This is a genomic window from Pseudomonas sp. BP6 (assembly GCF_017875935.1).
Lineage (GTDB): Bacteria > Pseudomonadota > Gammaproteobacteria > Pseudomonadales > Pseudomonadaceae > Aquipseudomonas > Aquipseudomonas putida_Y.
On the sequence record NZ_JAGINI010000001.1, the window covers coordinates 1,271,706 to 1,288,102 of the forward strand.

9 protein-coding genes are annotated in these 16,397 nt (G+C 63.4%); 5 read left to right on the plus strand and 4 right to left on the minus strand.

What is annotated here, in order from left to right; genetic code table 11:
* Positions 1-183: 183 nt before the first annotated feature.
* Positions 184-891 carry a TetR/AcrR family transcriptional regulator gene (locus J3A98_RS05680; protein WP_003248784.1) on the plus strand — a complete coding sequence of 236 codons (708 nt, stop codon included), beginning with the start codon at positions 184-186 and terminating at the stop codon, positions 889-891.
* A 183-nt stretch (positions 892-1,074) separates the two neighbouring features.
* Entirely contained in the window at positions 1,075-2,073 is a 999-nt protein-coding gene (gene nagZ / locus J3A98_RS05685; protein ID WP_209969747.1) for a beta-N-acetylhexosaminidase, read from the plus strand.
* Between the two features lie 1,783 nt (positions 2,074-3,856).
* Here the strand turns inward: nagZ and J3A98_RS05690 are convergent.
* From J3A98_RS05690 to mfd, 3 genes are read right to left on the minus strand one after another with little or no spacing between them, the layout of a single operon-like run.
* On the minus strand, positions 3,857-7,174 hold the full coding sequence (locus tag J3A98_RS05690; protein WP_209964641.1) for a DEAD/DEAH box helicase: 3,318 nt from the start codon (positions 7,172-7,174) through the stop codon (positions 3,857-3,859).
* 4 nt (positions 7,175-7,178) lie between these two features.
* Complete coding sequence (locus J3A98_RS05695) at positions 7,179-7,751, minus strand: CsiV family protein (RefSeq protein ID WP_209964642.1); 573 nt, start codon at positions 7,749-7,751, stop codon at positions 7,179-7,181.
* A gap of 9 nt (positions 7,752-7,760) precedes the next feature.
* Positions 7,761-11,210 (minus strand): transcription-repair coupling factor, encoded by a 3,450-nt coding sequence (mfd, locus tag J3A98_RS05700; protein WP_176684852.1) that lies wholly within the window; start codon positions 11,208-11,210, stop codon positions 7,761-7,763.
* A gap of 167 nt (positions 11,211-11,377) precedes the next feature.
* Here mfd and J3A98_RS05705 point away from each other — a divergent pair, with 167 nt between their 5' ends.
* From J3A98_RS05705 to sthA, 3 genes are all read left to right on the plus strand, one after another.
* Positions 11,378-12,841 (plus strand): glyceraldehyde-3-phosphate dehydrogenase, encoded by a 1,464-nt coding sequence (locus J3A98_RS05705; RefSeq protein ID WP_176684853.1) that lies wholly within the window; start codon positions 11,378-11,380, stop codon positions 12,839-12,841.
* A 179-nt stretch (positions 12,842-13,020) separates the two neighbouring features.
* On the plus strand, positions 13,021-14,019 hold the full coding sequence (locus J3A98_RS05710; protein ID WP_209964643.1) for an FAD:protein FMN transferase: 999 nt from the start codon (positions 13,021-13,023) through the stop codon (positions 14,017-14,019).
* Positions 14,020-14,223: 204 nt separating this feature from the next.
* On the plus strand, positions 14,224-15,618 hold the full coding sequence (sthA, locus tag J3A98_RS05715) for a Si-specific NAD(P)(+) transhydrogenase (RefSeq protein WP_176684855.1): 1,395 nt from the start codon (positions 14,224-14,226) through the stop codon (positions 15,616-15,618).
* Positions 15,619-15,666: 48 nt separating this feature from the next.
* Here the strand turns inward: sthA and J3A98_RS05720 are convergent, their stop codons facing one another.
* Positions 15,667-16,383, minus strand: coding sequence for a glycerophosphodiester phosphodiesterase (locus tag J3A98_RS05720; protein ID WP_176684856.1), 717 nt, complete (start codon positions 16,381-16,383; stop codon positions 15,667-15,669).
* Positions 16,384-16,397 lie beyond the last annotated feature (14 nt).

A 16,397-nucleotide genomic window follows, 5' to 3' on the forward strand; every position in this document is an offset into this window, starting at 1 on the left:
GCTTTTCAGTCACCCCTGGACGCGATTTTGCGATATCCGGCCGGTGTTGCTGTCACATCGCGCTTGCAGCTTCCAGCTTGCACCTTTTAAATGGCGACCGCCCAGTCACCGAGCCTTGACAGAAGCAGGGCTGAAACGTATGTTTCAAACACCTGTTTGTCTGGCGGAGTAGTCGGAGTAGTCATGGCCCAATCGGAAACCGTTGAACGCATTCTCGACGCTGCCGAGCAGCTGTTCGCGGAAAGGGGGTTCGCCGAAACCTCGTTGCGGCTGATTACCAGCAAGGCCGGGGTCAACCTGGCGGCAGTCAACTATCATTTCGGCTCCAAGAAGGCGCTGATCCAGGCCGTTTTCTCGCGTTTCCTTGGCCCATTCTGCGCCAGTCTCGAGCGTGAGCTGGAGCGCCGCCAGGCCAAGCCGGAGCAAAAGCCCAGCCTCGAAGAACTGCTGGAAATGCTCGTAGAGCAGGCGCTGGCCGTGCAACCGCGTAGCAACAACGACCTGTCGATCTTCATGCGCCTGCTGGGTCTGGCGTTCAGCCAGAGCCAAGGGCACCTGCGGCGCTATCTGGAAGACATGTACGGCAAAGTGTTCCGCCGCTACATGCTGTTGGTGAACGAGGCAGCGCCACGCATTCCGCCACTGGAACTGTTCTGGCGTGTGCACTTCATGCTGGGTGCCGCGGCCTTCAGCATGTCCGGTATCAAAGCCCTGCGGGCGATTGCCGAGACCGACTTCGGCATCAACACTTCGATCGAGCAGGTGATGCGCCTGATGGTGCCGTTCCTGGCGGCAGGCATGCGCGCTGACAGCGGTGTGACCGACGAGGCGATGGCCACTGCGCAGCTGCGCCCGCGAACAAAGACCAGCTCGGCTACCGCCAAGGCCTGAAGGCTGGGCGTGGCAGGGCGCTTCCGCTAAGCTAGCGCCCATGCCCGATCTACTTCACATTCCCCTTGCTGACCAGTGCCTGTGTGGCTTCGCTTGTGGCCAACGGCATGTGTCTGCCGGTGTCTGCTGCCCCCCGGTGGGCCGCTCTCTGTCTTCAATGAAGGATTACCCATGACTGTCAGCCTGCAAGGCTCCCTGATGGTGGATATCGCCGGTAAATGGCTGACCGCCGAAGACCGTCAACTGCTGCGCCAGCCCGAAGTGGCTGGCCTGATCATCTTTGCCCGCAATATCGACAGCCCGCGCCAGGTGCGCGAACTGTGCGCGTCCATCCGCGCCATTCGCCCCGATCTGATCCTGGCAGTGGACCAGGAAGGCGGGCGCGTACAGCGTCTGCGCCAGGGCTTTGTTCGCCTGCCGGCCATGCGTGCGCTGGCCGATAACGACAATGCCGAATACCTGGCTGAGCAGTGCGGCTGGCTGATGGCGACCGAGGTACTGGCGGTTGGCCTGGACCTCAGCTTCGCTCCTGTGCTCGACCTGGACCACCAGCGTAGCGCCGTGGTGGGCAGCCGCGCGTTCGAGAGTGACCCGCTGCGTGCAACGCAACTGGCTGGCGCGTTCATCCGTGGCATGAATGCGGCGGGTATGGCCGCCTGTGGCAAGCATTTCCCGGGGCATGGCTGGGCCGAAGCCGATTCGCACGTGGCTATCCCCACCGATGAGCGCAGCCTGGAACAACTGCGCCAGGCCGACCTGGTGCCGTTTACCCGCCTGAGTGGGCAGCTTGCGGCAGTGATGCCGGCGCATGTCATCTACCCGCAGGTCGACAACCAGCCAGCCGGCTTCTCGCGGCGTTGGTTGCAGGACATCCTGCGTGGCGAGCTGGGCTTTGACGGGGTGATCTTCAGTGATGACCTGTCGATGGCCGGTGCGCATGTGGTGGGCGATGCGGCCAGCCGTATCGAAGCGGCGCTGAGCGCCGGCTGTGATATGGGCCTGGTGTGCAATGACCGGGCGGCGGCGGAGCTGGCGCTGAGTGCGGCGCAGCGGTTGAAGGTCAAACCGTCGCCGAGGATTGCGCGGATGCGCGGGCAAGGTTTTGCGCGGACCGATTATCGCCAGCAGCCGCGCTGGCAGGAGGCGTTGGGGGCGTTGAAGGAAGCTCAGCTGGTCGATTGACTGCGCGGGCCTGTTCGCTGCCACCAGTCGGGTTTGCCCGCGAATACGGTGGCAGCGGCAACGGTGAACGACGGGTGGAAATTGGCCAGCAGGCCTGGCCCTTTCGCGGGTAAACCCGCTCCTACGACGGCCTGCGTCCAACCTCCGATGTGTGCCCACCACCCATTGCGTTGTAGGAGCGGGTTTACCCGCGAATACGGTAGCGGCGGCAACGGTGAACGACGGGTGGAAATTGGCCAGCAGGCCCGGCCCTTTCGCGGGTAAACCCGCTCCTACGACGGCCTGCGTCCAACCGCCGATGTGTGCCCACCACCCATTGTAGGAGCGGGTTTACCCGCGAATACGGTAGCGGCGGCAACGGTGAACGACGGGTGGAAATTGGCCAGCAGGCCTGGCCCTTTCGCGGGTAAACCCGCTCCTACGACGGCCTGCGTCCAGCCTCCGATGTGTGCCCACCACCCATTGTAGGAGCGGGTTTACCCGCGAATACGGTAGCGGCGGCAACGGTGAACGACGGGTGGAAATTGGCCAGCAGGCCCGGCCCTTTCGCGGGTAAACCCGTTCCTACGACGGCCTGCGTCCAACCTCCGATGTGTGCCCACCACCCATTGCGTTGTAGGAGCGGGTTTACCCGCGAATACGGTAGCGGCGGCAACGGTGAGCGGCAGGTGGAGATTGGCCAGCAGGCCCGGCCCTTTCGCGGGTAAACCCGCTCCTACGACGGCCTGCGTCCAGCCTCCGATGTGTGCCCACCACCCATTGCGTTGTAGGAGCGGGTTTACCCGCGAATACGGTAGCGGCGGCAACGGTGAACGACGGGTGGAAATTGGCCAGCAGGGCCGGCCCTTTCGCGGGTAAACCCGCTCCTACGACGGCCTGCGTCCAACCTCCGATGTGTGCCCACCACCCATTGCGTTGTAGGAGCGGGTTTACCCGCGAATACGGTAGCGGCGGCAACGGTGAACGACGGGTGGAAATTGGCCAGCAGGCCCGGCCCTTTCGCGGGTAAACCCGCTCCTACGACGGCCTGCGTCCAACCGCCGATGTGTGCCCACCACCCATTGTAGGAGCGGGTTTACCCGCGAATACGGTAGCGGCGGCAACGGTGAACGACGGGTGGAAATTGGCCAGCAGGCCTGGCCCTTTCGCGGGTAAACCCGCTCCTACGACGGCCTGCGTCCAGCCTCCGATGTGTGCCCACCACCCATTGTAGGAGCGGGTTTACCCGCGAATACGGTAGCGGCGGCAACGGTGAACGACGGGTGGAAATTGGCCAGCAGGCCCGGCCCTTTCGCGGGTAAACCCGTTCCTACGACGGCCTGCGTCCAACCTCCGATGTGTGCCCACCACCCATTGCGTTGTAGGAGCGGGTTTACCCGCGAATACGGTAGCGGCGGCAACGGTGAGCGGCAGGTGGAGATTGGCCAGCAGGCCCGGCCCTTTCGCGGGTAAACCCGCTCCTACGACGGCCTGCGTCCAGCCTCCGATGTGTGCCCACCACCCATTGCGTTGTAGGAGCGGGTTTACCCGCGAATACGGTGGCAGCGGCAATGGTGAGCGGCAGGTGGAGATTGGCCAGCAGGGCCGGCCCTTTCGCGGGTGAACCCGCGCCTACGACGGCCTGCGTCCAGCCTCCGATGTGTGCCCACCACCCATTGCGTTGTAGGAGCGGGTTTACCCGCGAATACGGTAGCGGCGGCAACGGTGAGCGGCAGGTGGAGATTGGTCAGCAGTCCCGGCCCATTCGCGGGTGAACCCGCTCCTACGCTGTATCCCCTTTGGCCTACCGCCCGCGTTTTCCAGGCAATGGCGCAAACAGGGCCTCGATTTCTTCATCGCCAAGCCGCCATTGCCCAGCCTGCCCGCCGTCCAGCAGGCTGGCTGCCAGTGCTGCCTTTTCCTGCTGCAGCAGCTGGATCTTCTCTTCCACCGTACCCCGGGTAATCAACTTGAACACGAACACCGGCTTGTCCTGGCCGATGCGGTAGGCACGATCGGTAGCCTGGTTTTCGCTGGCCGGGTTCCACCAGGGGTCGAAGTGGATCACGGTGTCCGCTGCCGTCAGGTTCAAGCCAACGCCCCCCGCCTTGAGGCTGATCAGGAACACTTCGCTGTTACCTTGCTGGAACTGCTGCACTGGCGTGCGACGGTCGCGAGTGTCACCGGTCAGCAGGCTGTAGCGGATCTTGCGCTTCTCGAGTTCCTGCTCGATCAGCGCCAGCATCGAGGTGAACTGTGAGAACAGCAACACCCGGCGCCCTTCGCTGAGCAGTTCTTCGAGCATTTCCAGCAGCGCCCCCAGCTTGCCCTTGTCGGCCTGGTTGCCTTTGCTTTCTACCCCCTTGACCAGGCGCAGGTCGCAGCACACCTGGCGCAGCTTGAGCAACGCGTCGAGGATCACGATCTGGCTGCGTGCGGCGCCATTGCGGGCGATTTCATCGCGGACTTTCTGGTCCATGGCCACTCGCACGGCCTCGTAGGTATCGCGCTGTGCATCACTGAGCTCGACCCAGTGCACCATCTCGGTCTTGGCCGGTAGCTCGGTGGCCACCTGCTCTTTGGTGCGACGCAGCAGGAACGGCCGGATGCGGCTGGCCAGGTGGGTCATGCGCTCGCTGTCACCGTGGCGTTCGATCGGGTTGCGGTAATCCTGATTGAAGCGCTTCAGGTCGCCCAGCCAGCCAGGCATCAGGAAGTGGAAGATCGACCACAGTTCGCCCAGGTTGTTTTCCATCGGCGTGCCGGTCAGGCACAGGCGCTGGCCGGCCTGTAGCTCGCAGACGGCGAGGGCGGCCTTGCTGCTACTGCTCTTGATGTTTTGCGCCTCGTCCAGTATCAGCATGTGCCAGGCCTGGGGGCGCAACTGTTCGAGGTCGCGTGGCATCAGGGCGTAAGTGGTCAGGACCAGGTCGTACTCATGGAGCTTGGTGAAGTACTTGCTGCGCCCCGGCCCATGCAGTGCCAGGACGCGCAGGTCGGGCGCGAAGCGCTGGGCTTCGTCCAGCCAGTTGGGTATGAGGCTGGTTGGCATGACCACCAGGGCCGGTGTACTCAGGCGCCCGGATTGTTTCTCCAGCAGCAGATGGGCCAAGGCCTGCAGGGTCTTGCCCAGGCCCATGTCGTCGCCGAGGATGCCGCCGGTACCCATCTCGCGCAGGGCCTGCAGCCAGTTCAGGCCTTGCTGCTGATAGGGGCGCAAGCTGGCCTGCAGCCCGGTGGGCGGTTCTACCTGCAGGTCGCGGGCATCGCGCAGGCGGCGACCCAGATCGCGTACATGCTCGCCACCTTCCCAGTGCAGGGGCAGGCCTTCGATTTCGTTCAGGCGCGCGGCGTCGGCGCGCTCCATGCGCAGGGACGGGCCTGCCGTGTCCTCATGCAAGTAGAGCTCGCCCAGGGTGCCCATGACGGCCTTGATGCGGCCGTAAGGCAGGGCGACGCGCAAAGCGGGGGCATCGAGACGGCCGCGGTTGAGGTCGATCAGCAGGTGTTCATCGTCACTGCGCCGGGCCAGTTCGCTAGGGCGTAGCAGCTCCGGGCTGCTGCGCAACAGTTGCAACACGATCGGCAGCAGGCTGTGGCGCTGGCCATCGACCACGATGCCTAGTTCCAGGTCGAACCATTCATGGCCGGGCGCTTCGTTGATGGTCGCATACCAGTCGTCCACCTCCTGCAGGTTGAAGGCGAAGTCGCGGTGAATGTCGATGTCCCAGCCGGCTTCGCGCAGGCGCGGCAGGCCTTCGCGGGCAAAGTGCAGCCAGGCTTCGTCGTCCGGCAACTGGTACATTTCGCCGGCGCTGTCGGGTAGGGCCTTGCTCTGGCGTGTGGCGGGTTTGAAACCGAAATCGCGCAGCATCTGGCGCAGCGCCTGCTCGGCTTGAGTCTGGCGGCGAATGCGCTGGCTGGTGCTGCCCGCCAGGCGGGTCAGCGGCTTTTCGTCGGTGCCGCTGGCCTGCAAACCGTCATAATCGAACGCCAGTGCGGCGCGATGTTGCATTTGCCGCTGCATGCGACCGGTTTTTGGCATGTAGGCGGTGTATTCAAGGCTGCCGAGAGCAAGAAGGGGCTTTGGCTGGATGTTATCGAGCAGTTGCTCTTGCACTTGCGTCGGGGTCGGCACCTTGTGGCTGAGGGCATTGAGCTTGTGGCTCAAGGGTACGACAAGGTGTTCCGGTACATCGGGTGCGATGGTCAGCTGAACGGCGACGTGCGGATCCAGGCTGTGTTCGACCTTGCCCACTTCACGGGTCAGCAGGTTCAAGTAGTAAAGCGGCAGCAGCGGGATGACGCAGCGCAGCGTCTCTTCGCCGCTGTACCACCGCCCCCGGTAGTTTCCGTTGTCCAGGCGTACCCAGCGAAACTCGGCATGGCGCACCGGGCCTTCGTGAAGCAGGGGGAAGTCGGTATCGAAGAACATTCGCCCGGTTTCGAGGGCGCGCTGGAACAACTCGCCACCTTCGTGGCCCTTCAGTCTGTAGCCGCGATCCTGGCCGCCACCCTGATTCAGGGCCGAGAGCAGACGCAGAATGCGGGTGTCTTCGTCTGTTACGAAGCGCGGTGGCTCGTAGAGAAAATCGTAAAGTGACTGGACGCGGCTGAAGCGGATGCCATCCTCCGTACGCGTGCCCTTGCGGACAAGCAGGGCGCAGCCGGCATCGTCGGTGAGCTGGAGCTGATAGCACACCATGCGTCCACGCTTGTCTTCGGTAGCGTCGGCTTTGGGCGGGGCCTGCTCCAGGCCGCTCAACCAGTGCTGCAGTTCGGCGGACAAGGTGCCCGGGTTGGCTTGCGTTACCTCACTGTTGGAAAAGCGGTCGCTCACGCAGAAAAGTGCAGCGGCGCAATGCTTGCAGTTGTGTCGTACCGGGCAATCGCATTCGCCGCGCACATGGCACCGGCCGGCCGCAACGTGCAACTCGATGTGTTGCCGGTAGTGGTTGTTGCCGCTTCCCTGGCAATTGGCCGTTATGCTCTGCCCATGAATGCCTTCCAGTTCGACCCTGCCTTCCTCGGCATAGCGCTCACCGCGCTGCAGGGTAGCCTTGCTGAATGATTGAATCCAGTTCGGATAGGCGTTCACCATCTCGGCAGCATCGTGCTTCATGGGCTTACTGCTCCATCATCTCCGGGGCCATCACCGGCATTTTCGGCGTGCCCGGTGGTGTCACCTTCAGCAGCACTGCCAGGTGCCCACCGTCGAGAAAGGTCAGCTGGCCGCCCTTGACGTTGCTGTTGCTCTGCCTGAACTGCTCGCTTTGCAGCACGTTGCCGTTGCCATCCAGCTGGTTGACCCAGAAGTTGGCCTCGACTGTGATGAAGCGGCCTTCAGCGATGCTCAGGTTGCCTTCGATAGGGAAGTGCCCGAACTGTTCGGTGCCTTCGCCCACGGCGATGCGGCTGGGTTCGCTGCCCACCTGCTGCTGCCAGGCTTTGTGCATGAGCACGGTGTAGTCGGCGGTGGCTGCCAGGCGGGTGGCTTCATCTTCCAGTGCCAGGCGGTGCTCGGCGTCTTTGCTCAGGCGTGGGGCGCCAGCGCTCCAGTCTTCGGGGGCGAACGGGCTGGTGAAGGCGGGCACGCTGTTCTGCCGCACCAGAATCATTTCTACCTGATACAGGCCTTCGCCGAAGGCAGCCGGGGCGAACAGCGCCAGCAGCAGGGTCAGGCAACGGATGGCACGCATGGGTCTTCCTTAGGCAGGCTGTGGGGTCAGGCGCTCGAACAGCGCCTCCAGGGTATTGAAACGTTCGTCGGGGCGCTCCATCGGTACCAGGAAGCGGAACTGGGTAGCGCCTTCGAACTTGTAACGTTTGGGCTGGCCCTGGATCAGCTTGATCAGGGTCAGTGGGTCGACCGGGGTTTCGGCTTCGAACTCGAGCTTGCCACCGTTGGGCCCCGCATCGACTTTCTTGATGCCGAGCTTTTCCGCGTGCAGCTTGAGCGACGTCAGGCGCATCAGGTTCTTGGTCGGCTCCGGCAGCAAGCCGAAGCGGTCGATCATCTCGACCTGCAGGTCCTTGAGGCCTTCCTCGTCGGCAGCCGAGGCAATGCGTTTGTACAGGATCAGGCGCGCATGCACGTCAGGCAGGTAGTCTTCGGGGATCAGTGCCGGCAGGCGCAGGTTGATCTCCGGGCCGCCGCCCAGTGGCTGCTCAAGGTTCGGCTGGGTACCTTTACGGATTGCCTTGACCGCACGCTCGAGCATTTCCATGTACAGGGTGAAGCCCACCGCCTGGATCTGCCCGCTCTGGCCTTCGCCCAGCAGCTCGCCGGCCCCGCGGATTTCCAGGTCGTTGGTGGCCAGCACGAAGCCTGCGCCCAGGTCTTGCGTGTTGGCGATTGCCTCCAGGCGCTTTTCGGCGTCGGCGCTGACCTTCTGACGGGTAGGTGTGAGCAGGTAGGCGTAAGCCTGGTGGTGGCTGCGGCCAACCCGGCCACGCAGCTGGTGCAGCTGGGCCAGGCCGAACTTGTCGGCGCGCTCGATGACGATGGTGTTGGCGCTGGGCACGTCGATACCGGTTTCGATAATGGTCGAGGCCACCAGCACGTTGAAGCGCTTGTGGTAGAAATCGCTCATCACCTGTTCCAGCTCGCGTTCGCGCATTTGCCCGTGGCCGATGCCGATGCGTGCCTCAGGCACCAGTTCGGCAAGGTCGGCGGCGCATTTTTCGATGGTTTTCACATCGTTGTGCAGGTAGTACACCTGGCCACCGCGCAACAGTTCGCGCAGCAGCGCCTCCTTGACCGTGCTCTTGTTCTGCTCCATGACGAAGGTGCGCACCGACAGGCGGCGTGCTGGCGGTGTGGCGATGATCGACAGGTCGCGCATGCCCGCCACCGCCATGTTCAGCGTGCGCGGAATCGGCGTGGCAGTCAGGGTGAGGATGTCGACCTCACTGCGCAGCGCCTTCAATTGTTCTTTCTGGCGCACGCCAAAGCGGTGCTCTTCATCGATGATGGCCAGGCCCAGGTCTTTGAAACGCACGTCGTCCTGCAACAGCTTGTGGGTGCCGATAAGGATGTCGATCTTGCCTTCGGCAAGGTCCGCGGCGGCGGCGGCCACTTCCTTGGCCGACTTGAAGCGGCTCATCACTTCCACGGTCACGGGCCAGTCGGCAAAGCGGTCGCGGAAGCTGTTGTAATGCTGCTGGGCAAGCAGGGTGGTGGGCACCAGTACGGCCACTTGACGGCCACTGTGCACGGCGATGAACGCTGCGCGCATGGCCACTTCGGTCTTGCCGAAGCCCACGTCGCCGCAGACCAGGCGGTCCATTGGCTTGGGTGCCAGCATATCGGCGCGCACGGCCTCGATGGCGGCCTGCTGATCCGGGGTTTCCTCGAACGGGAAGCCGGCGCTGAAGGTGGCGTAGTCGACGGACGGGTCGGCAAACGCGTAGCCCTTGCGTGCGGCGCGGCGAGCATAGATGTCGAGCAGTTCGGCGGCCACGTCGCGGACCTGTTCGGCGGCCTTGCGCTTGGCCTTCTGCCAGGCCTCCGAACCCAACCGGTGCAGCGGTGCCAGGGCGTCGTCGCTGCCGGTGTAGCGGGCGATCAGGTGCAGGTTGGCCACCGGCACATACAGCTTGGCGTTTTCGGCGTATTCCAGCGTCAGGAATTCGGCGGCCTGGCCGTCGATTTCCAGGGTGGCCAGGCCCAGGTAGCGGCCGACGCCATGGTCGATGTGCACCACCGGCGCACCTTCGCGCAGCTCGGTGAGGTTCTTGATGACCGCGTCGTTGGCGGTTTCGCCGCGCTTGTCACGGCGCCGGCGCTGCATCACCCGCTGGCCGAACAGTGGGCTTTCGGCAATCAGGGCCAGGCCTGGGTCGTCCAGCAGCAGGCCGTCGTCCAGCGGGGCGATGGTGATCGCCAGGCGCTCGGCACCGGTAATGAAATCGTCCCAGCCTTCGACGGTCTGTGGGCGCAGCTTCAGCCGTTCGAGCAGCTCCAGCAGCACTTCACGACGGCCTGCTGATTCGGCAGTGAACAGTACGCGGCCGGGGAACTGGTCGAGGAAGTTGGCCAGCTCGGCCAGCGGCTGGTTGGCCTTGGCCTCGATGGCCAGGTTGGGCAGGGCGCGCGCCGGGAAGCGCTCGCGGCCCGCGCCAGGGTCGAGCGCTTCGCTGCTGACCACCACCCGGGGCCACTGCTTGAGCTGGGCGAAGCAATCTTCCACCGGCAGGAACAGCTCGGCCGGCGGCAACAGCGGCCGGCTGAGGTCGCCGCGGCGGTCTTCATAACGCCCGCGCACGTCGTTCCAGAAGTGCTCGGCGGCCTGTTCCACACCGGGTAGCGAGAACACCTGGGTGTCGGTCGGCAGGTAGTCGAACAGGGTCGAGGTTTCTTCGAAGAACAGCGGCAGGTAGTACTCGATACCGGCGGGGATGATGCCGCTGGCCAGGTCCTGGAAGATTGCACTGCGGCGGAAGTCGACGTCGAAGCGCTCGCGAAAGCGTGCCTTGAAGCGGGTCACTTCTTCCTTCTGCATCGGGAATTCGCGTGCTGGCAGCAGGCGCACCGAATCCACCTTGTCGATCGAGCGCTGGGTCTCGGGGTCGAAGGTGCGCAGCGTCTCGATCTCGTTATCGAACAGGTCGATGCGGTAGGGCAGTTTGCTGCCCATCGGGAACAGGTCGATCAGCGCGCCGCGCACGGCGAACTCGCCATGCTCGTAGACGGTGTCGACGCAACGATAACCGCTGGCCTCCAGGCGCGTGCGCATCTGCTCCACGTCGATGGTCTGGCCCACATCCAGCACCAGGCTGCTGCCCAGCAGAAAACGCGTGGGTGCCAGGCGGTGCAGGGCGGTGGTGATCGGCACCACGAGGATGCCGTGGCTCAGCTCCGGCAAGCGGTACAGGCTGGCGATGCGCTGGGAGATGATGTCCTGGTGCGGCGAGAACAGGTCGTAGGGGAGGGTTTCCCAATCGGGGAACGGCAGCACGGGCAGGTCCGGGGCAAAGAAGCGCAGCTCCTGCTCCAGACGGTCGGCGGCCTGGCTGTCGGCCGTCAGCAGCAGGGTGAAGCGGCCAGCGCTGCTGGCGGCTTCGGCGATGGCAAGGCTGAGGGCGGCACCGGGCAGGTTGCCCCAGGTTTGTTTGCCGGCCGTGGCCGACATTTGCGGTAGGCGCAGAACTGACACGGGAGATTGCACTCCAAGCGTTGCGGCAAAGAGACCGATTGTACCGGTGACAGTGCCGGCTGTCAGGCTCGAAAGGGCATGAGCACTGGCTTGCGTCGCTGCGACAGGCACTCATTGCCGGTTCCGCGTTGGGGCGTCATAATGTAGCCCCTTTTTTCTGTCCCTACATGTGGAAGGTTCCCGTGACTCAGAAGCCCGACCAGTGTCTTGGTGAGTGGATTGATCGTGAAGCCCTGGCTGAAGCGATGATCCCGCTTATCGGTCAGCTCTACCGCAATAACAACGTGGTGAGCTCGATTTATGGCCGCAGCCTGATCAACCGTTCGGTTATCTCGATCCTCAAGGCGCACCGCTTTGCGCGCCACCGCCAAACCGACGAAACCGAACTGTCCGTCCACGAGACATTCCCCCTGCTCAAGGCCATGAGCGAGCTGAAACTGGGCGCCGCATCGGTCGACCTGGGCAAGCTGGCCAACAAGTTCAAGCAGGAAGGCAATGGCCGCACTGCCGAGCAGTTCGTCCGTGAAGAGCTGGCCGACGTGGTTGGCCAGCAGAACGCGTCGGCGCGCAAAGGCACCGACGTTGTCCTGTACGGTTTCGGTCGCATCGGCCGCCTGCTGGCGCGCATCCTGATCGAGAAGACCGGTGGTGGTGACGGCCTGCGTCTGCGTGCCATCGTCGTGCGCAAGGGCGCCGAAAACGACCTCGTCAAGCGTGCCAGCCTGCTGCGCCGTGACTCGGTGCACGGTCCGTTCGATGGCACCATCACCATCGACGAAGCCAACAACACCATCACTGCCAACGGCAACCTGATCCAGGTTATCTACGCCAAGAACCCGAGCGAAGTCGACTACACCCAGTACGGCATCGACAATGCGCTTATCGTCGACAACACCGGTGTCTGGCGTGACGCCGACGGCCTGGGCCAGCACCTGGCCTGCCCGGGTGCTGCCCGCGTGATCCTCACCGCGCCTGGCAAGGGCGCGCTGAAGAACATCGTGCACGGAATCAACCACGGTGACATCACTGCCGATGACAAGATCATCTCGGCGGCCTCCTGCACCACCAACGCCATCGTGCCGGTGCTCAAGGCCATCAACGATCAGTACGGCATCGTCAACGGCCACGTCGAAACCGTTCACTCGTTCACCAACGACCAGAACCTGATCGACAACTTCCACAAGGGCAGCCGCCGTGGCCGTGCCGCGCCGCTGAACATGGTAATCACCGAAACCGGCGCCGCCACCGCTGCTGCCAAGGCACTGCCAGTGCTGAAGGGCAAGCTGACCGGCAACGCCATTCGTGTCCCGACGCCGAACGTTTCGATGGCCATCCTGAACCTGAACCTGGAAAAGGCCACCACCCGCGACGAGATCAACGAGTACCTGCGCCAGACCGCCATGCACTCGGAGCTGCACAAGCAGATTGACTACGTGGCTTCGCAGGAAGTGGTTTCAACCGACTTCGTGGGCTCGCGCCACGCCGGTGTGGTTGACGCAGAGGCGACCATCGCCAACGACAACCGCGTTGTTCTGTACGTCTGGTACGACAACGAATTCGGTTATAGCTGCCAGGTGGTTCGTGTGATGGAAGACATGGCCGGTGTGAACCCGCCAGCGTTTCCACGCTGATTCGCTTGTAAGGCAATGAAAAAACGGGAACCTTCGGGTTCCCGTTTTTTTTATTCTGAATGTGTGTTGTCAGTGCCGGCCCTTTCGCGGGTAAACCCGCTCCTACAGGATTATCGCTGCCCCTGTAGGAGCGGGTTTACCCGCGAAGAGGCCAGCACCGGCAACCGAGAAACCCTACTGTGCGCACAGCCCTACTGTTCATTCTGCTGCTACTCACCGCCTGCAATCAGGGCCCCACCCTGGAGCGCCTGGGTGGCCCGACCATGGGCAGCAGCTACAGCATCCAGTACGTCCGCGAGCCTGGTGGTCCGGTGCCAGCACAGGTGCAGAGGGCGGTTGAAACCATCCTGCATGACATCGACCACCACTACTCGACCTACCGCGGCGATTCCATCGTCAGCCAGTTCAACCGGTTACCCGCCGGCCAGTGCCTGGCCCTGCCGCCCGATATGCTCGAATTGGTCAGCCTCGGCCAGCACCTTGCCGAACAGAGCGATGGCGCTTTCGATCTCACGGTGGAGCCTTTGCTCGACCTGTGGGGCTTCGGCCCTCAGGCCCGTCACGAGCAGGTGCCCGAACCACAGGCACTGGCCCAGGTACGCCGGCGTGTGGGTTACCAGCACCTGCGCGTCAAAGGTCGAGCCCTGTGCAAGGATGCCCCGGTGCAGCTCGACTTCAACAGCATCGTCGCCGGCCATGCTGTCGACTTGATCGCTGCGCGCCTGCAGGCCATGGGTGTCAGCAGTTTTGTTGCCGAGGTCACTGGCGAGTTGAAGGCGGTTGGCCGCAAGCCTGACGGCGGCCCTTGGCGCATTGCCCTGGAACTGCCCCGCGAAGACCGGCAGGTCGCCCGCCAGATCATCCCGGTCAATAGCCTTTCAGTATCAACCTCGGGTGACTATCGGCACTATTTCGAGCAGAATGGCCGGCGCTATTCGCACACCTTCGATGCCCGCCTCGGGCGCCCGGTCGAGCATGACCTGGCGGCCGTCACGGTGCTGGACGCCTCAGCACTGCAGGCCGACGGCTATTCGACGCTGCTGCTCATCCTGGGGCCGCAGCGAGGCTGGGATTTTGCCGTGGCGCATGACCTGGCGGCGGTTTTGGTGACTCGGGCGGAGGGTGGCTTCGTCTCCCGAGCTACGCCCGCGTTCGAACGGGCAGTGAAAGGCCAGTGAAAGCACAAGCAGGGATGATTGCCGCCAGGGAATGGGTGAAGCATATGTAGTGCGGGCGAAATTGGCCTACGACGCGACCAAGGGTTAATGTGCGCGGCGTTCAGGGTTGATTAGACTGCACCCGAATTTTCTCATGGCGCCCCGGCGGCATGATCGTGCCCCGCGAGCGACCGTGGCTTGCGGGCCAGTTCTGAAGGAGTACGCATGGCTGTCTACAACTACGACGTAGTGGTGCTGGGTTCCGGCCCGGCCGGTGAAGGCGCGGCAATGAACGCCGCCAAAGCAGGGCGCAAGGTAGCGATGGTCGATGACCGTCGCCAGGTCGGTGGCAACTGCACCCACTTGGGTACCATTCCGTCCAAGGCACTGCGTCACTCGGTGCGGCAGATCATGCAGTTCAACACCAACCCGATGTTTCGTGCCATCGGTGAGCCACGCTGGTTCTCGTTCCCGGACGTGCTGAAAAGCGCCGAGAAGGTCATCGCCAAGCAGGTGGCATCGCGCACTGGCTACTATGCCCGTAACCGCGTCGACGTGTTCTTCGGCACCGGCAGCTTCGCCGACGAGCAAACCGTGGAAGTGGTGTGCCCGAACGGGGTGGTCGAGAAACTCAACGCCAAGCACATCATCATCGCGACTGGTTCGCGCCCCTACCGCCCGGCCGACATCGACTTCCACCACCCGCGCGTCTACGACAGCGACACCATCCTCAGCCTCAGCCATACCCCGCGCAAGCTGATCGTGTACGGTGCCGGCGTGATCGGTTGCGAATACGCTTCGATCTTCAGTGGCCTGGGCGTATTGGTCGAGCTGGTCGACAACCGTGGCCAACTGCTGAGCTTCCTCGATTCGGAAATTTCCCAGGCACTGAGCTACCACTTCAGCAACAACAACATCACCGTGCGTCACAACGAAGAGTATGAGCGCGTCGAAGGTTTGGATAACGGGGTGATCCTGCACCTCAAGTCGGGCAAGAAGATCAAGGCCGACGCCTTGCTGTGGTGCAACGGTCGTACCGGCAACACCGACAAGCTGGGCCTGGAAAACATCGGCATCAAGGTGAACAGTCGCGGCCAGATCGAGGTCGACGAGGCCTACCGCACCGCCGTGCCGAACATCTATGGCGCCGGTGACGTGATCGGCTGGCCAAGCCTGGCCAGCGCGGCCCATGACCAGGGCCGGTCGGCCGCTGGCAGCATTGTCGACAATGGCAGCTGGCGCTTCGTCAACGACGTGCCGACCGGTATCTACACCATTCCGGAGATCAGCTCGATCGGCAAGAACGAGCAGGAACTGACCCAAGCCAAGGTACCGTACGAAGTGGGCAAGGCCTTCTTCAAGGGCATGGCGCGTGCGCAGATCGCCGGCGAGCCGCAGGGTATGCTGAAGATCCTGTTCCACCGCGAAACCCTGGAAATCCTCGGCGTGCATTGCTTCGGCTACCAGGCTTCGGAAATTGTCCACATTGGCCAGGCGATCATGAACCAGCCAGGTGAGCACAACAACCTGAAGTACTTCGTCAACACCACGTTCAACTACCCGACCATGGCCGAAGCCTATCGGGTAGCTGCCTATGACGGCCTGAACCGGCTTTTTTGAGCGGCTCCGACCGGTGGCCTGAGCCGGTCGGAGAGACCGATTTCAACCCTACCCGAGGGTGGTCTTGGCCAAACCGGGAAAGTCTGTAATCAGGCTGTCCACACCAAAGTCAGCCAGCCGGCGCATCAGTGCCGGCTCGTTGACCGTCCACACCGACACATGCAAACCCTGGCCCTGTGCTTTGAGCAGGCGCTCGGGGGTGCACAGTGTCCAGTTCAATGCCAGCAGCTCGCAGCCATAGTTATGTGCCACCTTCAGCGGGTCGAGCCAGGCGTATTCGGCCACCAGCCCGCGCTTCACGTCTGGCACCAGTTCCAGGGCGGCGCCCAGTACTTCGCGTGAACTGGAGGTGATGGTCACCTTGTCCAGCAGGCCATATTGCTGGGCCAGTTCACGGATCGCCAGGACAGTGGTAGCCGCACGGGTGCGCGAGGCGCTTTTCACTTCCAGCTGCCAGTGCTCGAACGGGCATTTTTTGAACAGCTCTTCCAGTTTCGGGATCGGGCAGGGCTGCACATGGCCCGGGCCGCCTTTGCGGGCATCGATCATGACCAGTTCGGCGGCCGGGTGCTCGACTACTTTGCCGCGCCGGCCAGTGGTGCGCTTGAGGGTGGGGTCGTGGATGACCATCAGTTCGTTGTCGGATGACAGGTGCAGGTCCAGCTCGCAGCGGGTCACGCCATGTGCCAGGCATTGCTGAAAGCTTTTCAGGGTGTTCTCGGGTGCTTCGCCCTTGGCGCCGCGATGGCCGTAGATCAGGGTCACGTTCGTTCCTTCAA